The organism is Pseudomonas sp. MONT-RG-20F-20-E-7-02, assembly GCF_022662395.1.
Lineage (GTDB): Bacteria > Pseudomonadota > Gammaproteobacteria > Pseudomonadales > Pseudomonadaceae > Aquipseudomonas.
Genome location: NZ_JAKNQN010000006.1, coordinates 128353 through 150379, shown reverse-complemented (window position 1 = coordinate 150379; position 22027 = coordinate 128353). Strand labels below are relative to the sequence as shown.

The window sequence follows — 22027 nt, the reverse complement described above, 5'->3', positions numbered from 1 at the left end:
ATGCGAACGTGCCGTCGTGCTCTAACTGTATTGGCTCTCAGCCTCGCCCCGCTTGCGGTGTGGGCTGCGGTTCCTGTGGAAGATAGCAACTCTGGCTATAACAATAGCGGGAGCAGTTATCCGCCAGCGGGTTATGGCACGAACGGCGCCTATGCTGGGGGAGCGGCTACGTCCGCTCCCTCGGCACAGGGCGAACTGTTCAACCAGCTGCAACGCATGCAGGATCAATTGTCCCAGCAACAAGGCACCATTGAAGTTCTGCAGAATCAAGTGAACCAGCTGAAGCAAGAAGGCCTGGAGCGTTACCAGGATCTTGATCGACGCATTGGAGCCGGCGTAACACCAGCCGCCACTCCTGATAATTCTTCTGCCGGTAGCGCGCCAAGCGCCGCTGCCGGTGGTGCAGCAGCGGGGGCTGCGGCCGCAAGCCAAGCCCCTGCCGCCAGCAGCGAACCGGGTGATCCGGCCAAAGAAAAGCTGTATTACGATGCAGCCTTCGACCTGATCAAAGCCAAGGATTTCGATAAGGCCAGCCAGGCTTTTACCGCATTCCTGCGCAAATACCCGAACAGCCAATACGCGGGCAATGCCCAGTACTGGTTGGGCGAGGTTAACTTGGCCAAGGGTGATCTGCAGGGCGCAGGCCAGGCGTTTGCCAAGGTCAGCCAGCTCTACCCAAAGCACGCCAAGGTGCCTGATTCGCTGTACAAACTTGCTGACGTAGAACGCCGCCTGGGTCACACCGACAAGGTCAAAGGCATTCTGCAGCAGGTCGTTGCCCAATATCCGGGTACGTCCGCTGCCCAGTTGGCTCAACGAGATCTGCAACGCTTGTAAGCGATGCTTTCCCGTTTAGAAGAAACCCGCGCCTGGCGCGGGTTTTTTCGTTAGAATCCACGCCCTTTTATGAAACACGCTTCCTGGGGTTTACGCGTTTGCGAAATTCCTTGAAGTGCCTGACGGAGGCGGACAGCCTGTTTAGCTGTTACGCCCGTGGCGACTATGCAAGACACATTACGTATTACCGAAGTTTTTTACTCGTTACAGGGTGAAACGCGAACCGCTGGCCTGCCCACCGTATTTGTACGGCTGACCGGCTGTCCTTTGCGTTGCCAATACTGTGACAGCGCCTATGCCTTCAGTGGCGGCACCGTGCGCAGCCTCGACGACATCCTCGAGCAAGTGGCCGGCTTCAAGCCGCGCTACGTCTGCGTGACAGGTGGCGAGCCGCTGGCCCAACCCAACGCCATCCCATTGCTCAAGCGGCTGTGTGACGCCGGTTACGAGGTCTCGCTGGAAACCAGCGGCGCCCTGGACATCTCGGCTGTTGACTCGCGCGTGAGCCGGGTAGTCGATCTCAAGACCCCAGGTTCCAAAGAGGCGCACCGCAACCTCTACGAGAACATGGACTTGCTGACGGCCAACGATCAGGTCAAGTTCGTGATCTGCTCTCGTGACGACTATGACTGGGCGGCCTCCAAGCTGATCCAGTACGGCCTCGACCGCCGCGCCGGTGAGGTGCTGTTCTCACCCAGCCATCACGACCTGAACGCCCGCGACCTGGCCGACTGGGTCGTCGCGGACAACCTGCCGGTGCGCCTGCAATTGCAGTTGCATAAATACCTGTGGAATGACGAGCCAGGGCGCTGACATGGCCGATGAAAAACGTGCCGTCATCCTGCTCTCCGGTGGCCTTGATTCCGCCACGTTGGTAGCCATGGTCCGCGCTCAAGGCTACAGCTGCTACACCCTGAGCTTCGACTACGGCCAGCGCCACCGTGCCGAGTTGGACGCCGCCGCGCGTGTCGCCCGTGACCTGGGTGTGGTCGAGCACAAGGTCATCGGCCTCAACCTTAATGGCATCGGCGGTTCGGCGCTCACCGACAGCAGCATCGACGTACCCGAGGCGCCCAGCGAAGGCATCCCGCTGACCTACGTGCCGGCGCGCAACACCGTCTTCCTGTCGCTGGCCCTCGGCTGGGCCGAAGTATTGAACGCCCGCGACATCTTCATCGGCGTCAATGCACTGGACTACAACGGCTATCCGGACTGTCGCCCTGAGTATGTCGAGGCATTCGAGCGCATGGCCAACCTGGCCACCAAGGCCGGTGTAGAGGGGCAGGGCTTTCGTATCCAGGCGCCGCTGCAGAACATGACCAAGGCGGATATTGTGAAGGCTGGTGTAGGACTTGGTGTCGACTACACGCTGACAGTTTCCTGCTACCAAGCAGACAATGCCGGCCACGCCTGTGGGAAATGTGACGCCTGCCGACTGCGTGCAGAAGGCTTCCAAGCCGCCGGAATTGCTGACCCAACGCGTTATTTCTGATTTATTTAAAATAAGGTGTTGAATAATCCTTAGAAATCAGTATTATACGCGCCACCACACAGCGGGTCGTTAGCTCAGTTGGTAGAGCAGTTGGCTTTTAACCAATTGGTCGTAGGTTCGAATCCCACACGACCCACCATTTTTGGCGGTTTAGAAAATCCGGAAGGCCCACGCAAGTGAGGATTTCCGGGTTTTTTTTTGCCTGGTGAAAAAGCCGCCTGCAACAGGCGGCCCGTGGCCCCTCTGTCGGGCCTACTAGCCAAACCGCCCCGTAATATAGTCCTCCGTCTGCTTCATCTTCGGCTTGGTGAAGATCTCGTCCGTATTGCCATACTCAATCAATTCCCCCATGAACATGAACGCGGTGTTGTCCGACACCCGCGCGGCTTGCTGCATGTTGTGGGTCACGATAATCACCGTGTACTGCGTTTTAAGCTCGGTGATCAATTGCTCGATGCGCCCGGTGGAAATGGGGTCGAGCGCTGAGGTCGGTTCGTCCAGCAGCAACACCTGCGGGCGCAGCGCGATGGTGCGCGCGATGCACAGTCGTTGTTGCTGGCCGCCGGAGAGGCTTTGGGCGCTCTGGTTGAGTTTGTCTTTGACTTCATCCCACAGGGCGCCGCCGCGCAGGGCTTGTTCGACGCGGTCGTTCATCTCACGGCGCGAGAGTTTTTCGTGGTGGCGCACGGCGTAGGCGATGTTGTCGTAGATCGACATCGGGAACGGCACCGGCTTTTGGAACACCATGCCGACGTGGCTGCGCAGGCGGTTCATCGAGTAGCCGGGGGCGAGGATGTTTTCGCCGTTGAGCAGCACTTCGCCACGCGCTTCCTGCTTCGGGTACATCGAGTAGATGCGGTTGAACACGCGCAGCAAGGTGGACTTGCCGCAGCCGGAGGGGCCGATGATGGCGGTGATGCGCTTTTCCGGAATGTCGATGTCGATGGATTTCAGCGAGCGTTGGTGGTTGTAGAAAAACTCCAACCCGCGCACTTGGATTTTGGTTTTTTCGGGAACAATGCCGGTAGCGTCCATCAGTGAGACCTATTGCGTAAAAGGATCAGGCGAGATGCCAGGCTGAGCACCAGCACGAACAGTGTGAGCACCAGGGCGCCGGCCCAGGCCAGTGAGTGCCAGTCGTCGAACGGGCTCATGGCGTACTGGAAGATCACCACCGGCACACTGGCAATCGGCTTGAGCAGGTTGCTGCTCCAGAACTGGTTGCCAAAGGCGGTGAACAGCAGCGGGGCGGTTTCCCCGGTGATTCGCGCCAGGGCCAGCAGGATGCCGGTGACTACCCCGGCCTTGGCCGCTCTCAGCACGATCTGCAAGGTCAGTTTCCATTGCGGCACACCCAGTGCCAGCGCGGCCTCGCGCATGGTGGAAGGTTGCAGTTGGAGCATTTCATCGGTGGTGCGCACCACCACTGGAATCACCAGCAGGGCCAGGGCCAAGGCGCCGGCGATGGCGGAAAAACCAACCTGGTGATTGGTCAGCAGGTTGAGTGGCAAGATCACGCCGGTGTAGATAAACAAACCCAGCACAATCGAAGGTGCGGACAGCAGGATGTCGTTGATAAACCGCACCGTGGTGCCCAGGCGTGAGTGGCGTGCAAACTCTGCCAGCCAGATACCGGCCATCAACCCAATGGGCGTGCCGATCAACAGTGCGATGGCAGACATCAATGCGCTGCCATAGAACGCGTTGGCCAGGCCGCCTTCGGTGCCGGGCGGCGGCGTCATCTGGGTAAACAGGCGCAGGTTGAGGGCCTGGAACCCATTGATGATGGTGGTCAGCAGAATCCACGCCAGCCACAAAAGGCCGAAGGCTGTCGCGCCGCAACTGAGGCACATCGCAACCGCGTTTTTCAGCGCACGTTTTCGGTACAGGCGTTCGTTGGCGTTCATAACCCTTCCTTGCGCGACAGGCGCATCAGCATCAGGCGCGCCAGTGCCAGCACCACAAAAGTCACGATAAACAGCAAGAAGCCCAAGGCGATCAGCGCGGAGCGGTGCAGGTCGGTGTAGGCCTCGCTGAACTCGTTGGCGATCACGGACGCAATCGAACTGCTGGGCATCAGCAGCGAGGCGGAGAATTGTTGGGCGTTGCCCAGTACAAAGGTCACCGCCATGGTCTCGCCAAGGGCACGGCCCAAACCGAGAAAGATCCCGCCGACAACGGCCGAGCGCGTGTAGGGCAAGACGATGTCCCACACCACTTCCCACGTTGTGCTGCCAAGCGCGTAGGCCGATTCTTTCAATGGCGTCGGCACACTGCGAAACACCTCATGCATCACCGAGGTGATAAACGGCATGATCATCACCGCCAGCACAATCCCGGCAGTCAACATGCCGATCCCCAGCGGCGGGCCCTGGAACAGCGAGCCAATAAAGGGCAGGGCGCCGAGGTAGTCGTTGATCAAGGGCGACAGGTGCTCAGCCATAAACGGCCCGAACACGAACAAGCCCCACATGCCATAGATGATCGAAGGAATACCGGCGAGCAATTCAATCGCCGACGCGACCGGCATCTTGAGCCAGGGCGGCGCGACCTCGGTGAGAAAAATCGCAATGCCGAAACTCACCGGCACCGCAATCAGCAAGGCCAGGAAGGAGGTGACCAAGGTGCCGTAAATCGGCACCACGGCGCCAAAGTGGTTGTTCACCGCATCCCATTCGGTGCTGGTGATAAAGCTGAAACCAAAGGTCTTGAACGCCAAGCCGCCGCCCCACAGGGTCGAGGCCGCAATGGCACCCAGCAATGCCAACACCAGCATGGCGGCGCCGAACATCGAGCGTTTAAACCACAGATCGTGGCGTTGATCGCGGGTGGCACGGCGGTCGCCCGCGGTGTCGCCTGCGTGAGAAGTCATGACCAGCGGTTGGACGGTGTCGTTCATATCAGATGTGCTCACCGCCTTGCGCAGTCAATGCGCAAGGCGGCCGTAGGACGAATCAGTTGGCGAAGTCAGACTTCCAGTAACCTTCGATTCGCGACACCAGGGAGTCCGGCAGGGCTACGTAGTCCAGCGCCGCGGCCTGTTGCTGGCCTTTTTCCAGTGACCACTTGAAGAAGCTGAACGCCGCCTGGCTTTGCTCGGCATTCTTCGGCTGCTTGTACATGATGATCCAGGTGGTCGCCGTGATCGGCCACGCGCCTTCGCCTGGGGCGTTGGTCATGATCAGGTTGAAGTCTTTGGCATTCGCCCAGTCAGCGGTATCTGCGGCGGCCTGGAATGCCTTGGCATCAGGTTTGACGAATTTCCCCGAAGCGTTTTTCAGTTGGGCATAGGTCATTTTGTTCTGCAGGGCGTAGGCGTATTCCACAAAGCCGATGGAGTTCTTGATCTGCTTCACGTAGGCCGAAACGCCTTCGTTACCCTTGCCGCCCACACCGACCGGCCACGGCACGGTGGTGCCGAACCCCACCTTGGCTTTCCAGCTGTCACTGACTTTGGCCAGGTAGTTGGTGAAGTTGTACGAGGTGCCCGAGCCGTCGGAACGGTGCACCACGGTGATGTTCGCCACCGGCAGGTTCAAGCCAGGGTTGAGGGCGGCGATGGCCGGGTCGTTCCAGGCCTTGATGTCACCGAGGAAAATCTTCGCGAGCACGTCGCCATCGAGTTTCAACTGGCCAGCCGCTACGCCCTCGACGTTCATCACCGGCACGATGCCGCCAATCACGCTGGGGAACTGGCCCAGGCCGCCAGCTTTGAGTTCATCGGCCGACAGCGGGGCGTCGGAGGCGCCGAAGTCAACGGTGGCCGCCTTGATCTGGGCGATGCCGCCGCCGGAGCCGATCGACTGATAGTTGATGCGATTGCTGGAGTTCTTGCTGTAGTCCTGCGACCACTTGGACAGCACCGGGTAGACGAAACTGGAGCCGGCGCCGGTAACGTCGGTGGCGTGGGCCACGCCGCTCAAGCACAGGGCAGCGAACAGAACAGACAGACTTTTTTTAGTCGGCAACATCACGACAACACCTCAAGGGAAGGGGTAAGTGGATAGGTCCACCTGTCTAAGACGTGACGATTTAATTCCTGAGATATGTCTGTTTAATGACGGTTTGGCTTTATGAAGAAACATTTAGAAATGTTTGCGCCGGTGAACGTGGGTTGCCCACGCCCACCGCCGCCGTGCGAATTAGTTGATGCTCTGCTCTATCCCGGCCTGCAACACCTGGCTGTCACTGTGCCCGCCGACTCGCAGTGGCCCAAGGTTGAAAGCCTGATCCTTACGCGTGGCGTCGTCCTGTTTCCGGGTCAGTTCATCCTTGGCGCCCAAGGCCAGGTTGACCGGTGATTTCGACAGGTTCAGCCCGACATCGGCCCGGTAGTCGCTGCCGGCCAGTGTCGTCGCCTTGACCGTGGAACCGCCGAGGTCGACTTTGCCTTTTTCCGCGCTGATCTGCGCACCCGTGAGGCGTGTTTCGCCACTCACGTGCAGAGTGACGCCCTGAGTGCCGCGCAGGCCCGACGCCTGGGTGACGCTGTCTTTCACCACGTGGCTGACGTCCAGATTCAACGTTGGGGTGTAGGACGTATCGCCACTTTTGTCGCCGAACAGCACGTTTTCGGCGGTATTGGCCACCGAGCTGCCGGTGGTGTTCTTGCCGCTGACGGTGTAGCTGTCCGTGGTTTTTGGCCAGACTTTTTCCTTGAGGTTGGACAGGCGAGTGCCCACGGCGTCCTTCTTGTCCGCCAGGTAAGCCTTGGCTTGATCCACGCGTGTGCCAAAGGCGCCACGGGGCTCGGGGTTCACGTCGTAGCTACCGCTGCGGGTGAGTTTTTCGCCCAGGCGCTCCTTGGCGTTGATCACGCTCTCTTTGGCCGAGGCCAGGTGCTCGGTGCCCTTGTCGACAGCGTTCTCCAGCTTTTCGCGGTGTTTTTCAAACGCGCCCTCGGCCTTGGCTTGCACCTTGTCCTTGAGCGGGCCGCTGGCCTTGGCCAGTTTGTTGACCACACCCGGTTGGTTTTTCTCGACGTCGAGCCGGGTGTCGACGTTGACCTGGGTGCTGCTGACGTGGTCTTTGCGGCTCTCGACGACGAGGTTGCCGCCCACGTTGCCGCTGACCTGCTCGGCTTCAATCCGCGCACCGGCCAGATGGGTATCACCGGCACTGTTGATCACCACCTTATTCGCCTTGATCAGGCTGTCGTGCTGGGTGGTACCTTGCAGGTGATCGACGTCGACCTTGACCCGCGCATTGATGCCGTACTGGGTTTTGGCTGTGTCGTGTTCACCGGCGTCGGCCAGCGCTGTTTTGCCGCCGCTGCCACCTGCGCCCAAGGTCACGCCCCAGCTGTTATGCGCCTGGGTGGATTGTGCCGACTCTTGCAAAATGCCGCCGTTTTGCGCCGCCAGGTTGACCCTGTCGGCCACTACCTGGGTGCCTTGCAGGTGGATGGCATCCGCCGCGTCAGCGCCACTGGCGAGGGTAACGTTGCCGTTGCTGTGCAATTGCCCGACCACTACGCCCTGATCGTTCTCGGAAACCTTGCCGATGTTGAAGTTGGCGCTCAGGCTGCCGGTTGTACCGCTGCTTTCGGCACTGCTGGTCTTGCCGGCGCCCACCGTCAAGCCGCCGCCCAGGTTGCTGGCGCTGCTGACATGGTTTTCGGTGGCCGCTTGCAGGTTCAATTTGCCGCCGGCGTTGAGGCTGATGTCACCGGTCTTAGCGGTGCTGCTGCCGATCTGAGTGCCTTGCAGGGTCATGTCGCCGCCACTGCTCAGTTGGATCGGCCCGTTGCCGTGGAGCGTCGCGACACGTGCCTGGCTGTCCTGGGTGTCGAGGCGCTTGTTATCCAGTTGAACGCCGGCACCCAGGTTCACGTTCGTACCCTTGCTGCCCGGCGCTGTGCCCACCGTCAACGAGCCGCTGCCGCGCAGGCTGTTGTCGGTTTTGTGTTGGGTATCGCTGGCCTGGTTCAGCGCCAATTCGCCCCCCGCCTTGAGGTTGACGCCTGCCTGGCCACCGTTGAAGTGGCTGCCTTCATAGCGTGCATCGCCTTGGGTCTGAATGCTCACACCCTGAGCTCCGGCGTAGCTGCCGACCACCGCCGTGCTGCTTGATTCGCGCACATCGCTGCTGCCGCCGGTGCCGCTGCCGCGCACATTCAAGTCTTCACCCGTGGTGGTGTAAACCCGCACGCCCGCCTTGGCGTCCACGCCTTGCTCGCTGCTGCTGTGAGTGTTGGCGGCTGCGGTGGCAAGGTGCTCGCCGGCATTGATCTTGAGCCCGCCCTCGCTGGCGCGGTATTGAGTGCCTTGATCCTTCACGGTGTTGGCGACATTGACCTGTACCGTGCCACCACTGAACTGGCTGACCACCGCGGTGCTGTCCTGCTGTGTGCGGGTCTTTTGGGTATGACCGACGTCCACATCCAGCCCGACGTTCGGCTGCTCGAACGCATCGAGCAAACCTGGCTGATGGAATTTGGCCTGGGCCACGCCCTCGACGGCTTTTTCGATCGGCCGGGTGATGCCTTTGTATTCGACATTGGCGCCGACATCGGCGGTCCAGCCATTCTCCTTGTGGGTGCTGGTCTCGGTGTTATGCGCCGCCTGGTTATCGACCTGGGCAGCGTTGACCGGCAACTCGGAGCCGGCCTTGACCTGCGCGCCTTGGCTGGTCAGGGTGTTGCCGGCGTTGATCGTCAGCTTGCCGGCCGCCGCCACATTGCTGGTTTGCGCGGTGGTTTTGTTGCGGGTGTCATCGCTGCTCTGATGGCTGAATTGTGCACCATTGCCAGCGCGGTCCAGGCCACCGGTGTAGTACACGCCGCCCGCAGTGGTGGTCGTGTCGGTTTGGTTGCGGGTGCTGTCATCCGCCGCCAGCAGCTCGACGTTTTTGCCGCTCACGGTCGCGTCGCCCTGGGTGGCCTTGAGCTCAGAGCCCTTGATGCTCACATCGCCACCCGCGGTGACGGCCAGGCTGCCACCGCTGAGGCTGGCAGCCTGCTGCCGGGTGGTGTCGGTCTTAGCTGTTTGCTGTTGATTTTCGTAGGTGACACCCGCGCGGTACTGACGGCTGCCTTCGGCGGTTTCCTTGGCGTAGCCATCGAAACCACGGGTGTGAGTGCTGGTGGTATCGCTGGAGGTGTTTTGCGCCGAAGCGACCTTGATATCGCCCTTGGCGTGCGCCTGCAATGAACCTGTGGCGGCCACTTGAGAGCCACTGACTTCGATGTCCTTGGCGCTTTGCAGTCTGAGGTTACTGTCCGAGCGCAGGTTGCTGGCGACGGTGGTGCTGTCCTTGAGGTTCTTGCGGCTTTCATCCTTTGTAATGCCGAAGAACTTACTGTCGTTGCTGTAGCTATTGTCGTGGGAGGTGTCTTGTACGCCGTCGATCACCAGCGAGCCTTTGTCGCTGATCACGCTGGCCTGTTTGCCGCCGCGCGCCTGGCTGCCGCTGATGCGCACGTCATCGGCCTTGACGATCAACTTGCCGTCGGCATTCACCTGGCTGCCGGTGTTCAAGGTTTTGCCCTTGTCACCGTCGCCGCTTTTGCCGAAGAAGCTGCCGCCCGTGAGGTCGCCGGCGTAGGCGTTGTCGCTGCTGCGCTGGGTGCGGCTGGCGCTGGCGATGTCTACCTGACGGCCGGCCAATTGAATGTCGCCCGCCGATTTCAGCTCGGCGCCCTGCAACTGCAGTTTCTGCTGGCTGGTCAGGTCCAGCGTTTTGCCGGCCTTGAGGCTGCTGGTGACGCTGCGTTGTTCACTGCTGGATTTGTCCCAGTTGGCCTTCCACAGGTGCTTGCGGTGGTTGCCTTGATCGCGGGTTTCATGGGTTTCGGTGGCAGCGTTCACCTGCAGGTCGGCGCCGCTGTTGACGCGCAAGGCGTCGCCCGCTTCGACTTTGCTGGCGGTGATCGTGGTGTTGGCACCGGACGACAGCGCGGCATTCTGTTGCGCGACGACATGGTTGCCGTGCTGGCGCGAGTCCTTGTCGGTGGTGGTGCGGTCATAGGTTTCGTAGGTGAACAGGAAGTTGCTGTTGTTCCACTGTTCACGCTTTTCCTGGAGCTTGCGGCTTTCCAGGCTGCTGAGGGTCAGGTTGCGGCTGGCGTCGAGTTTGACGTTGCGCCCGCTGACGTCCGCAGCGGCGAGGCTCAAGTCCTTGGCGCTGTGCAAGTCAACGTCGCCCTGGCGGCTGTGCACGCCGGCGCGGGTGGCCTCAAGGCTGTCGGCGTGCACCTGGCCGCGGATGTCGAGGTCGCCGGCCGAGCTGACCTTCACGCCGTCGCGGCCTTCCACTTGCACCGCGCCCACACGCACGCCGGCGCCTTCGGCGGTACTGATGATATTGATACGCCCGGCTTGCATCGCGCCGAACAGGCGGGCGTCGATGCGTTGGTCCTGGGTCTTGCTCGCCGGGTCGACCTGACGCACTTGGCCGCTGGCGTAGTCGACCTGATTGCGGCCGACGGTGAGGTTCAATTGATCCCGCGCACTGAGGCGCCCATCGCTGTCGATGTGCGGCGCGATCAGGTGGATCGAGCCCGCGCCGTTTTGCAGGCCCTGGCCTTGCACCGTCAGATGGCCGCTTGCATCGCGGGTGTTCAAACCTTGCAGCTTGCCGTCGTTGAGCTCGGGGCGGCCCACTACCAGGCTGGCATTCGGGGTGTTGATGAAGCTGCCGCCGTTCACGGAAATGCCGTTCGGGTTGGCCAGCACATAATCGGCGGCGCGGCCGAAAATCTCCTGCGCGCCGTTGATGGCCGAGGCGTTGCGGCTCACCACTTCGTTGAGGATCACGCTGGCCGCCTGGCCCTGGAACTGCGGGTTGGCTGCCAACTGCCCGGCGAGTTGCGATTGGCCCGCCTGCAAAGCGTTGTTCAGCACCACGCCCTGGCGGTCGACGTTGTAGTCCAGAAACTGGTTGTGGGACAGGCCGCCGGCATTCGGCGCGACGATGTTGACGATGGGCACGCCGCCCTGGTTTTGCAGCTGCGGCGTGCCACCAGGCCCTTCAACGACGGTCACGCCACCGGCCAGCACCAGCTGCGGCAGCAGGAACAGGCTGGCGATGGCCCAGCGCAGTTTGCCCTGAGGGGAAAGGTGAAACGCGTGTGTGGCAGTCGGCATAATAAATTCGCTCTGTGTTGGCTGATCCACCACGTGCGTTGTTCGGTGCAACGCTGGTGTAGTGCTCAGGTACGGCGGTTATTTCAGGCTAATCATGTGTCAGCTCATCTGTGCAAGATCAAATCTGCACGCTAAGGCGCGTCAGCCACACCTCCGGCTCCTGGCCAAACCCTGTGGGTGTGTTGAGGCTGCGTTGGTAATCGAGGTCGAGCTGCAGGTTCTTCCAGCTCAGGTTGAGCCCGACGCTGGCGCCACTCAGGCGTTGGCCCTGGGCGCCGTGTTCGCGCTTGACCCAACCGTTGTCCAGGCCCAGGCGCGGGGTGATTTTTATCGGCAGGTCGCTGTTGAGCGGCAGGCGCAAGGTGTTGCGCCACACCGCACCGATGGCACCGGACGCGCTGTATTCGCGGTAGCCACGCACCGCCGAGTCGTCGGTGCCCAGCAGTTGTTCGATGGCGGGCAAAGCGTCCGGGCTGTATTGCGCTGACAGCTGGCTCTGCCATTGCCACGGTTGCCCCTGCCATTGGCCATTGCGCCATTGGGTGAGGTTGGCGCGGTACTTGTGGAATTGTGCCTGGGGCAGGTTTTTTTGCGTTTGCTCGGCATCGCGATCAGCACCGAACCACGTCAGGCCTTGGGCGTAATTGACGTCGAGGTTCCACACCGCGCTGTTGAGCCAGAACAGATTCAGGCCCGCCTCGGCCACGGTCAGTGTTGGGCTCTGGATGCCCAGGCGGACCTTTTGCAGGTAGCTGTCGACGTCCTTGTAGGCCAGTTGCAGGTTGGCGCTGAGTTGATGGCCCTGGTCGCGCCACAGCACGCGGTCGGTGCGCAAACTGACCTGATCGGTGCGGCCGCTGTTATACAAGGTGGTGCGACTGAGCTTGAACGGCGAGCGGTATTCGGCATGGCTGGCGAACAGGCTGTAAGTCCAGTAACCGTATGGGATGGCATAAAACAGGCTGTTGCTGCGGCTGTAACGCGGCCCGTGGTTGAGCGTGTCGCTGAAGCTCAGGTTGAGCGAGTCGTTGAGCTCCAGCGGGCTGTCCAGGCTCAGGTTGATCGCATTGCGATCACGCCCGGTGCCGGCGCTGCCGAGGTTGTCCAGCCCAAGTCCCAAGCCCCAGCGCGAGGCCGTACTGCGCGAGCGCAGGATGATGCGCGAGGCGCCAGGTTCACTGCCGGGAGCAATGTCGGCGGTGAGGTCCACCGAGCGCAGGCGGTTGAGCTGGTCCAGGCCTTGCTCCAGGTCGCGCAGGTTCAGCGGCTGGCCGAGCATTCCGGGAAATGCCCCGGTTAACGACACGGGCAGGCTCTGGTCGGCCAGTTCGATGGCTTCCAGGTATCCTTCTTCGACGTGAATATCCAGCGGCAGCCCGGCGGCCGGCGTGCTGATCAGGTACGGGCGGCTGGCGATATAGCCGGCTTCCACATACAGCTGGGTGATCTCGGCCAGCAGGCGGTTGATCTGGGTGACGCCCATGCACGGCGCCACGTAGGGCTCGATGCGTTTGTTCAGTTCGGCCCTGTTGAACAGCGTGACCCCGGCCAGGCGTGTACCGCTGAGCGGCCAGCAGCGTTCATCTTTGTCGACAGCGTTGGGCAAGGCCGGCGTGGCCGGTTGCGTACCGAAACTGCCGCGTTGCATCTGCCGCTGGCGCTGCTCCAGTTGTAACTGTTGCAGGTCGCGCTGTTGTTGCTGCTGCAAGCGCAGGGTTTCCTGGCCGGGCTGCGGGCCATCGGCTGCGGCCACCGGCAACGCGCACAGGCAGAGCAGGGCGACACTCCATCTGCGGATACAGCAAAGGCGTTGGGTTGAGGGCTGGTTTGGCACTCGACATCCTTAACGTAGAAATACACACAATTCATGCCCCTGAGCCAAGCTGTGAGCTCAAGGTGTGCCGCTCTTGAGTCATCATTAAACGGATTGTTACATCGGCTGTAGGATTTATTACATAAAACGTGAGGAATGCCGCGTTATTCAGGAAATAAATGCACATTTTTAGTGCGAAGGTGCAGGCGCATGCCTGATAAGCCACGTATTTTCGGGGAGGATGAGACGGGGGATGGACGAAGATCGTTTTTGATTGTTGCAGCGAAATCGCTTAATCGGGGCGTTTATAGCGCAAGCGCACGCCGGATAAAACCGGGCAGTCACGAACAGATTAAAAGGTCATAAAATGAAGCCTAAAAACCGCCAAAGTCCTTGAAATGCCTGGGATTGTCGGACAATCCAGCAGATGAAAAACTCTTCATAAACGCTCCGCTCGAAGGTTGGTAGTTTTCCCAGCGCTGCCCAATAATTCGAGTCCTAATAATGAATAACAAAACTCTTAAAGGCGCCTTGGCGCTCTCCGTTTCGCTCGCCTCTACACAACTGCTCGCCGGTGGTTTTGCGCTCAATGAACAAAGCGTCAGTTCAATGGGCACGGGCTACGCCGGGCGTTCTTCCTCGGCCGATGACGCCAGCACGGTGTTCGGTAACCCGGCCGGCATGTCCCGCCTCAAGCACAATGAAGTCAGCATCGGCGCGACTTACCTCGATGCCAAAACCAATATCAAGGACGCCAGCTCCAGCCAGGGCGGCGTCGATAACCCCGGCACCAACAAGGGCGACATGGTGCCTGGCATTGCCGTGCCGATGGGTTACCTGGTCACGCCGATCGATGAGCACTGGGCGTTTGGCCTGGGGGTTTACGCACCGTTTGGCCTGGTGACCGACTATGAACACAGCTTCCAGGGCAATGGCTTTGGCAACAAGAGCAAGATTCAAGTCACCACCGTGCAGCCGACCGTCAGCTACGCGTTCAATGACAAGGTGTCGGTCGGTTTCGGCCCGACCTTCAACAAGATCAGCGGCGAGCTGGACTCCAAAGTCCCGGCGTTCGGCCTCGGCACCGAAGCGGTGAAGATCAAGGGCGATGACACCGCGATGGGCTTCAACGCCGGTATCCTGGTGCAGGCGCTGGACAGCACCCGCATCGGCGTCACCTACCATTCGCAAGTGGTGTATCACCTGAGCGGCCATACCCAAGCCTCGGGCGTGCTGTCCGATCTGCTGGACGGCGGGCCGCAAAAGTATGACGCCAAGCTGAACGTCACCACGCCTTCTTCCGTGGACTTCTCGGTCACTCACCAGTTGACCGATGCCTTGACCCTCTACGTGGGCAGCACCTACACGCGCTGGAGCCAGTTGAAGAAAATCACGGTGAACAACGCCGGCGTGTCGGATATTACGGCTGAGCTGGCAGGCCTGGGCTCAATCACCGAAGAGCAGCACTGGCACGACACGTGGTCCCATGCCATCGGCCTGTCGTATCAGCTCAACAAACAACTGGTGCTGCGCACCGGCTTCTCGGTGGACGAGACGCCGACCAACAACACCGACCGTTCTGTACGTATTCCTACGGGCGACCGTACCGTATTCAGCGTGGGTGCCGGCTGGACGCCTGTGGATAACCTGACCTTTGACGTGGCCTATTCCTACCTGAAGGAAGAACCGATCAAGGTTCGCGACAACAACCCTCAGTTAGCGCTGAACTACGACGCCAAGTATGAAAACAGCGCGAATGGGTTTGGCGGTTCGGTGACTTACCGCTTCTGATCGATGCAATCCGGCGAAGAGCCAGTTTTTTGGCATGGCTCTTTGCCAGTTTTGTTGACATCAATGCTGTCATTTACGGCACGTGTTGGTTAGATTGAAAGCTACTCAGCTTTTAAGACATGGACTGTCATGACTACGTTAACGCCTGTTATCGCGACCAATCCCCTTATTGTTCGGGCTGCGACCACCGCGCCTCCCGCCACCCTGGCGAACACTGTCGACGTCTCACCGACGCGGCCTTCCGCAGTGGTCAGCCTTGGCAATCCGCCAGCCGATGTCGTCGATACCTATTCTCGAAACGGCTTGTTGCCCGGCCAGGAAAGCGTGCGGACCTGGGAAAACAACAGCGATGATTCGATCACCTGGGCCATCAACTCCAGCTTCCACTCGGTCACTACGGCCGGCCGCTACAGTGGGCTGGGCGCTGCGCTGGTGGACCAATTCACCAAAGGTGGCGGTGCCGCTATTTCCCAGTCGCTGCTCAACACCACCGCTGACCGCGCCGGCGACACCGATGCAATCAAGGCGGACCAGACGCTGCTGCACAGCAAGGCCGATAACCAAGTCAGCCTCAGCATCAAGACTGCCAGCGGCAAGACGGTGACGTTCAGCCTGTCCAGCCAGAAAGATGGCCTGGGCGTACAGGCCACCGTAGAAGGCGGGGAGTTGACCGCCGATGAACTCAAGGCCGTCGGCCAGTTGGGCAGCGCATTCCAGGCCTCGGTCGACGGGCTGACCGCCGTGCCGCCGAAACTCGACTTGAGCAGGCTGACTCAGTTCGACGCCAAGCTGCTGTCGTCGGTGGACCTCAATGCCAAGGTGAAGGCCTCGAACGCTGAGGACATTACCCTGGCCTTTCATGCCGACAGCGTGAGCCGTACCACGCGCATGAGTGGCCCTGCGGGTCAGATTGACCTCACGGTGGACCTGAGAAACGCGGCGATCCTAGGCAATGCCAAGCAGCAGGCCAAGGCGCTGCAAACTTACCTGGCGCAGTTCGACCGCGTCGAGCGGCGCGGCAGTGCCAACGCGGACCTGATGGCCATGTTCAAGGACGCGTTCAGCGCCATGAACAGCAACTATCCGCCCGGGGCTGGCACTGCAAACCCGCTGACGAATAACCCGACCGACAAAGGCTTGCTGACGGGTCTGGCTGACTTCAAGGCCTCGATCAAGCAGGCGGCGGGCGCGCCCAATTCGATGCGTCGGTCGGAAGTTGAGGGCTTTTCCTACAACGTGTCGCAGAACACCCAGGTCAATGGCCGCAGCACGGGCGACCGCAGCGTCACCCAGAACCAGCAATCGCTGCTGTCGGCGAGCTTCCATAAAGGCCTCGACGGTGGCAAACCGCCGGTTTTTGACGGCTCTCGCGAATCGCAGAATTACCTGTATGTGCAAGTGCAGGACAAGGCCAGCAGCACCGCAACCTTCGCCTATAAAGATGGCCGACTGACAAATGCGTCCGTTACCCAATCGGCTTCCCGGAACACCCACACGCAGAAGTACGTGATGGGCAACCGGGTGCAAGACAGCGTGGTGCCGAAGGAAGCCTCAACCAGGCGCGACTACCTGGCGCTGCTTGAGCACGCCGCCCAGCAGAGCAAAAAGTCCAAGGATGCCCTGGAGCAGTCAACCTTGAAGGATGCCTTGGCCAACATGCATGACTCGATCCTGTTGCAGAACGATCCGGATGTGCTGATGCGCTGACGTTCGGCGTGATCAAAGCGGGAAGGCCCAGTGATGCGCCTTCCCGTTTTTTTTGCCCGGTGAGCGTGCCTGCGCAGGCCAGATTAGGCTTTTGAATCCATTCGATATTCTGTAGCCTTGCGCAGCTTCACCCGTGCTTGATGAACACAATCACTTCGTCCGGCGGCGCCCGAAGGGCTCCAGAGCCGGTGGTACACTCGACTTTCGCGCTTACTGCGCCTGCAGGTCTTGCGAACATGACGCAAATTTCCGAACGCCTACTGGTCCAAGCCCACCTCGACGCCAAGCAGCCCAAGGCGCTGAGCGCCGAAGAAGAGGCGAGCCTGCGTGCCGCCATCGCCGCCGAGCTCAAGGCTCAGGACGCGGTGCTGGTCGCCCACTTCTATTGCGACCCGGTGATTCAGGCCCTGGCCGAAGAAACCGGCGGCTGTGTCTCCGACTCCCTGGAAATGGCGCGCTTCGGCGCTGCCCACCCGGCCAAGACCGTACTGGTCGCCGGTGTGCGTTTCATGGGCGAGACCGCCAAAATCCTTACCCCCGAAAAACGCATCCTCATGCCCACCCTGGAAGCCACGTGCTCCCTGGACCTGGGCTGCCCGGTGGATGAGTTTTCGGCGTTTTGCGACCAGCATCCCGAGCGCACCGTGGTGGTGTATGCCAACACCTCGGCGGCGGTCAAAGCCCGGGCGGATTGGGTCGTCACCTCAAGCTGCGCGCTGGAAATCGTCGAAAGCCTGATGGACAACGGCGAGACAATTATCTGGGGCCCGGACAAGCACCTGGGCACTTATATTCAGCGCCAGACCGGTGCGGATATGTTGCTGTGGGACGGCGCGTGCATCGTCCACGAAGAGTTCAAGTCCAAGCAGCTCGAAGACATGAAGGCGCTGTACCCGGACGCCGCGATCCTGGTGCACCCGGAGTCGCCCACGGCGGTGATCGAGCTGGCGGACGCCGTAGGGTCCACCAGCCAACTGATTGCCGCAGCCCAGCGCTTACCGAACAAGACCTTTATCGTCGCCACCGACCGCGGCATCTTCTACAAGATGCAGCAGTTGTGCCCGGACAAGGTCTTCGTTGAGGCGCCGACCGCCGGCAACGGCGCAGCTTGCCGCAGTTGCGCACACTGCCCGTGGATGGCAATGAATACGCTGGAGCGCACGCTGCAATGTTTGCGTGAGGGCAGTAATGAGATCTTTGTTGAGCCGTCAGTGATTCCGCAGGCGGTAAGGCCGCTCAAGCGCATGCTGGATTTCACTCAGGCTGCGCGCTTGAAACTGGCTGGCAACGCCTGACACAAGCTGTAAACACAGTAAAAAATGTGGGAGCTGGCTTGCCTGCGATAGCGGTCTATCAGTCAATAGTGCAGTGACTGAACCACCCTGATCGCAGGCAAGCCAGCTCCCACAGTTGTTTTGTGTGGTTTGGAATTATTTCTTCTGCTTCGGGACACGCACCAACTGCGTATCCGAATAAATGTCATGCCAGCTACGTTTGTGCTTATCAAACAGCGACCAGATAAACCCCAGCCCCACGCACAACCATGACGCAATCGACACCACAAAGCGCAGCAGCGCCTGCCACAGGCTGATCCGCGAGCCATCGGCGTTTTGCACGCGCACGCCCCATACCTGCATGCCCAGGGTCTGCCCGGAATAGGTCCAGAACTTGGCAAAAAAACCAAACAATACAAAAAACAAAATCGTCGACAGCAGCGGGTCACCGTCCAGCGCGCCGGATTCGGTGAGCGTGCGCATCTTGGCTTCGCCGATAAACGCCATCCACACCAGCTTGTAGATAAACGCGGTGACGATCAGCAGGGCGGTGCACAGCAGAAAGTCATAGAACATCGCTGCCAGGCGACGGCCCAGGCCAACGGCGGGGAAGTCGCCTTGGGGGCTCAGCAGGGGTTTGGACATGGCAGTCTCTCTAGAGAAAAAAGCCATTTTACGAGCAAACGCACATAAAAAAGCCCCTGATGTCACCATCAGGGGCTTTTTGTCGCAGCAAGGATCAGCCTTCTGCTTGTACTTCGTCAGCCTGCATGCCTTTCTGGCCTTGCACAGCTTTGAAAGTGACCTTCTGGCCTTCTTTCAGGCTCTTGAAGCCGTTGCCTTGAATAGCGCGGAAATGCACGAACAGATCCGGACCGCTTTCTGGAGTGATAAAACCAAACCCTTTCTCGTCGTTAAACCACTTGACGGTACCGCTCTGACGATCTGACATTTTCTTCTTTCCTTTGACGCTAAAAATTAATGACAGCCCCTTTCACACGAAAGAGTACTGGGCTGAGTTGCAGGAAAGTAAGAGACGTCGAACGGGTTGTAGCAAACTTTTGGCTACTGCCCAGGTCCAGGTTCAAAGCGACCCATGCAAACACAGTGAACAAACTTTACGCCAACTAATGGAGAAAAAACAAGCCCTGCCAAAAGCCCAGGTTTTGCTTGGCTTCGTGACTGTTTGAGCAACAAAGTGGATCCCGTTTATTCGATAGAGTTGATCACTTGTTATAGGGGCGAGCCTATTACATTGCCTATCGTCAATGCACTGTTTTATGGCGGTTGCGTTACAGTTTAGTGCACGTTAACGCAACCGCGTTACTTATAGAAACAGTCAATCAGCCACGGTAGTAACGTTGCGGTACAAATGGCATTTTACTTACACGTAATGGCACCTTTTTCCCACGTACCAACGCAGACACTTCGGTGTCCAGTGCGTTGAAGGCGCTGTCCAGGTAACCCATGGCCAGCGGGCCGCCCAGGGTCGGGCCAAAGCCGCCGCTGCACACGCTGCCGATCACGGTGCCGTGTTCGTCGACGATTTCTGCGCCTTCGCGCACCGGGGTGCGTTCCTGGGGCAGCAGGCCGACTCGCTTGCGGCTCACACCGGCTTGTTGCTGGGTGAAGATCCGGTCGGCACCCTGGAAGCCACCGGCACGTGCACCGTCGGCGCGCCGGGCCTTGGAGATTGCCCACAACAGGCTGGCTTCAATCGGCGTGGTGTCGGTGTTCATGTCGTGGCCGTACAGGCACAGGCCGGCTTCCAGGCGCAGCGAGTCACGCGCGCCCAGGCCGATGGCCTGCACTTCGGTTTCGGCCAGCAGGCTGCGCGCCAGGCTCTCGGCATTGGCAGCGGGCACAGAGATCTCAAAACCGTCTTCACCGGTGTAGCCGGAGCGGCTGACGTAACAGTCCACGCCCAGCAGGCGCAAGGTGGCGAACTGCATGAACGTCATCTTGGTCACTTCCGGTGCCAGGCGCGCCAGTACCTTCACCGCTGCCGGGCCTTGCAGGGCGAGCAGGGCACGTTCTTCGAAGAGTGGCTCGATGCTGCACTGCTCGCCAATGTGTTTGCGCAGGTGCGCCAGGTCCTGGTCCTTGCAGGCGGCATTGACCACCAGGAACAGTTCGTCGTTGCCCAGGTTGGCCACCATCAGGTCGTCGAGAATGCCGCCCTGATCATTGGTAAACATGGCGTAGCGCTGCATGCCAACCGGCAAGTCGATGATGTCGACGGGCACCAGGGTTTCCAGGGCTTTGGCGGCGTTTGCGCCGGTCAGGCGGATCTGGCCCATGTGCGACACATCAAACAACCCGGCGTGTTCACGGGTGTGCAGGTGTTCCTTCATCACGCCCAGCGGGTATTGCACCGGCATGTCGTAACCGGCGAAGGGCACCATGCGCGCGCCCAATTCGAGGTGCAGCGCATGCAGTGGGGTTTTCAACAGGGTTTCGGTGGACATATTCAGCTCCTGAAAAACGTGCGGACGCGCTGTTAGGCGTCAGCACTCGATAATGTTGACCGCCAAACCGCCACGGGCGGTTTCCTTGTATTTGCTTTTCATGTCGGCGCCGGTCTGGCGCATGGTGCGGATGACTTTGTCGAGGGACACAAAATGTTGCCCATCGCCGCGCAAGGCCATGCGCACCGCATTGATCGCCTTGACCGAGCCCATCGCATTGCGCTCGATGCACGGCACCTGCACCAGCCCGCCAATCGGGTCGCAGGTCAGGCCGAGGTTGTGTTCCATGCCGATTTCGGCGGCGTTTTCGACTTGGGACACGCTGCCGCCCAACACCTCGCACAACGCACCGGCCGCCATCGAACAGGCCACGCCGACTTCGCCCTGGCAACCGACTTCAGCGCCGGAGATCGAGGCGTTTTCCTTGTATAAAATGCCGATGGCGGCGGCGGTGAGCAGAAAGCGCACCACGCCGTCTTCGTTCGCGCCGGGGATAAAGCGCATGTAGTAATGCAGCACCGCCGGCACAATCCCGGCCGCACCGTTGGTGGGCGCGGTGACCACACGCCCGCCGTTGGCGTTTTCTTCGTTGACGGCCAGCGCGTACAGGTTGACCCAGTCGAGCACTGACAGCGGGTCGCGCAGTGCTGATTCGGGGTTCTTGCACAGCTGGCGATGCAAAGCAGCGGCGCGGCGCTTGACCTTCAAGCCACCGGGCAGAATCCCTTCGTTGCGACAACCGGCGTCCACGCAGTCTTGCATCACTTGCCAGATTTTCAGCAAGCCGGCGCGCGTCTCCGCTTCCGGGCGCCAGGCACTTTCATTGGTCAGCATCACCTGGCTGATCGACAGCCCGTAGGTGGCGCAATGGCCCAACAAGTCCTTGGCGTGTTTGAAAGGGAAGGTCAGCGGCGTGGTGTCTTCGACAATCCGGTCGGCGCCGGCCGCGTCTTCATCCACCACAAAACCGCCGCCGACCGAGTAGTACTCGCGGCTGCGAATCTGGATGCCGGCGGCGTCGAAGGCACGAAAAATCATGCCGTTGGGATGGTAGGCGAGGGGTTTGCGAATCATCGCCAAGTGTTCTTTCTCGTTGAACGCAATGCTGTGTTCGCCGAGCAGGTTCAAACGACCATCGCTGCGCATCTGCGCGAGGCGTGCGGCGACAGTTTCGGTATTCACGGTGTCCGGGTGTTCGCCTTCCAGGCCCAGCAGCACGGCCTTGTCACTGCCGTGGCCTTTGCCGGTAGCGCCCAGCGAGCCATAGAGTTCCACCTTGATGCCGGTGGTGGCGCCAAGCAGGTTGTCGCGCTTGAGGCCTTCGACAAATCGGGCGGCGGCGCGCATCGGGCCAACGGTGTGGGAGCTGGAGGGCCCAATGCCAATCTTGAACAGGTCGAACACGCTAAGGGACATGGTTGTTCTCCGGTTTCTTATTATGTGTTGGGTGTACTCGGCCTGACTGTGGAAGAGGTCCAGGTGGGAGCAGGCGTGCCTGCGATGGCATCACCCCGGTCTATCAGGTAGACCCGGGTGATGCCATCGCAGGCAAGCCAGCT

At 60.4% G+C, this 22027-nt stretch carries 16 protein-coding genes and 1 tRNA gene; 7 read left to right on the top strand and 10 right to left on the bottom strand.

Going from position 1 to position 22027, the window contains the following annotated elements; all coding sequences use genetic code 11:
- From ybgF to L8I05_RS18530, 4 genes are all read left to right on the top strand, one after another.
- Entirely contained in the window at positions 1 to 837 is an 837-nt protein-coding gene (gene ybgF, locus L8I05_RS18545; protein ID WP_177017016.1) for a tol-pal system protein YbgF, read from the top strand.
- Between the two features lie 165 nt (positions 838 to 1002).
- Positions 1003 to 1650 (top strand): 7-carboxy-7-deazaguanine synthase QueE, encoded by a 648-nt coding sequence (gene queE / locus L8I05_RS18540; RefSeq protein WP_159959461.1) that lies wholly within the window; start codon positions 1003 to 1005, stop codon positions 1648 to 1650.
- 1 nt (position 1651) lies between these two features.
- Positions 1652 to 2329 carry a 7-cyano-7-deazaguanine synthase QueC gene (queC, locus tag L8I05_RS18535; protein WP_174245646.1) on the top strand — a complete coding sequence of 226 codons (678 nt, stop codon included), beginning with the start codon at positions 1652 to 1654 and terminating at the stop codon, positions 2327 to 2329.
- A 63-nt stretch (positions 2330 to 2392) separates the two neighbouring features.
- Positions 2393 to 2468 (top strand) — tRNA-Lys (locus tag L8I05_RS18530).
- Between the two features lie 116 nt (positions 2469 to 2584).
- On the opposite strand, the gene pstB is transcribed toward L8I05_RS18530, so the two are convergent.
- The 6 genes from pstB to L8I05_RS18500 all read right to left on the bottom strand — a co-directional run bounded on the left by pstB (position 2585) and on the right by L8I05_RS18500 (position 13249).
- The gene (gene pstB / locus L8I05_RS18525; RefSeq protein WP_242170851.1) at positions 2585 to 3364 is read right to left on the bottom strand and encodes a phosphate ABC transporter ATP-binding protein PstB; all 780 of its coding nucleotides are present in this window, start codon (positions 3362 to 3364) and stop codon (positions 2585 to 2587) included.
- Entirely contained in the window at positions 3364 to 4236 is an 873-nt protein-coding gene (gene pstA / locus L8I05_RS18520) for a phosphate ABC transporter permease PstA (protein ID WP_159959455.1), read from the bottom strand. The genes pstB and pstA overlap by 1 nt, the downstream gene beginning before the upstream one ends.
- The gene (pstC, locus tag L8I05_RS18515) at positions 4233 to 5228 is read right to left on the bottom strand and encodes a phosphate ABC transporter permease subunit PstC (protein ID WP_242170849.1); all 996 of its coding nucleotides are present in this window, start codon (positions 5226 to 5228) and stop codon (positions 4233 to 4235) included. Before pstC ends, pstA begins: the two co-directional genes overlap by 4 nt.
- A gap of 55 nt (positions 5229 to 5283) precedes the next feature.
- Positions 5284 to 6300, bottom strand: coding sequence for a phosphate ABC transporter substrate-binding protein PstS (gene pstS / locus L8I05_RS18510; RefSeq protein WP_242170847.1), 1017 nt, complete (start codon positions 6298 to 6300; stop codon positions 5284 to 5286).
- Between the two features lie 171 nt (positions 6301 to 6471).
- The gene (locus tag L8I05_RS18505; RefSeq protein ID WP_242170845.1) at positions 6472 to 11415 is read right to left on the bottom strand and encodes a hemagglutinin repeat-containing protein; all 4944 of its coding nucleotides are present in this window, start codon (positions 11413 to 11415) and stop codon (positions 6472 to 6474) included.
- 118 nt (positions 11416 to 11533) lie between these two features.
- Positions 11534 to 13249 (bottom strand): ShlB/FhaC/HecB family hemolysin secretion/activation protein, encoded by a 1716-nt coding sequence (locus tag L8I05_RS18500; protein ID WP_242170843.1) that lies wholly within the window; start codon positions 13247 to 13249, stop codon positions 11534 to 11536.
- A gap of 483 nt (positions 13250 to 13732) precedes the next feature.
- Between L8I05_RS18500 and L8I05_RS18495 the strand changes: the two genes are divergently transcribed.
- The 3 genes from L8I05_RS18495 to nadA all read left to right on the top strand — a co-directional run bounded on the left by L8I05_RS18495 (position 13733) and on the right by nadA (position 18021).
- Entirely contained in the window at positions 13733 to 15019 is a 1287-nt protein-coding gene (locus tag L8I05_RS18495; protein ID WP_159959445.1) for an outer membrane protein transport protein, read from the top strand.
- Positions 15020 to 15148: 129 nt separating this feature from the next.
- Complete coding sequence (locus L8I05_RS18490; protein WP_242170841.1) at positions 15149 to 16726, top strand: lactate dehydrogenase; 1578 nt, start codon at positions 15149 to 15151, stop codon at positions 16724 to 16726.
- Between the two features lie 236 nt (positions 16727 to 16962).
- A complete protein-coding gene (nadA, locus tag L8I05_RS18485; protein WP_122542851.1) occupies positions 16963 to 18021 on the top strand; it encodes a quinolinate synthase NadA in 1059 nt (352 codons plus the stop codon).
- 135 nt (positions 18022 to 18156) lie between these two features.
- Here nadA and L8I05_RS18480 read toward each other — a convergent pair whose 3' ends face one another.
- From L8I05_RS18480 to L8I05_RS18465, 4 genes are all read right to left on the bottom strand, one after another.
- The gene (locus tag L8I05_RS18480) at positions 18157 to 18645 is read right to left on the bottom strand and encodes an RDD family protein (RefSeq protein WP_242170839.1); all 489 of its coding nucleotides are present in this window, start codon (positions 18643 to 18645) and stop codon (positions 18157 to 18159) included.
- 94 nt (positions 18646 to 18739) lie between these two features.
- Complete coding sequence (locus L8I05_RS18475; RefSeq protein ID WP_034109143.1) at positions 18740 to 18952, bottom strand: cold-shock protein; 213 nt, start codon at positions 18950 to 18952, stop codon at positions 18740 to 18742.
- Between the two features lie 391 nt (positions 18953 to 19343).
- Positions 19344 to 20468 carry a glycine cleavage system aminomethyltransferase GcvT gene (gene gcvT / locus L8I05_RS18470; RefSeq protein WP_242170837.1) on the bottom strand — a complete coding sequence of 375 codons (1125 nt, stop codon included), beginning with the start codon at positions 20466 to 20468 and terminating at the stop codon, positions 19344 to 19346.
- A gap of 39 nt (positions 20469 to 20507) precedes the next feature.
- Positions 20508 to 21884 (bottom strand): L-serine ammonia-lyase, encoded by a 1377-nt coding sequence (locus L8I05_RS18465; RefSeq protein ID WP_177017007.1) that lies wholly within the window; start codon positions 21882 to 21884, stop codon positions 20508 to 20510.
- Positions 21885 to 22027: the final 143 nt, after the last annotated feature.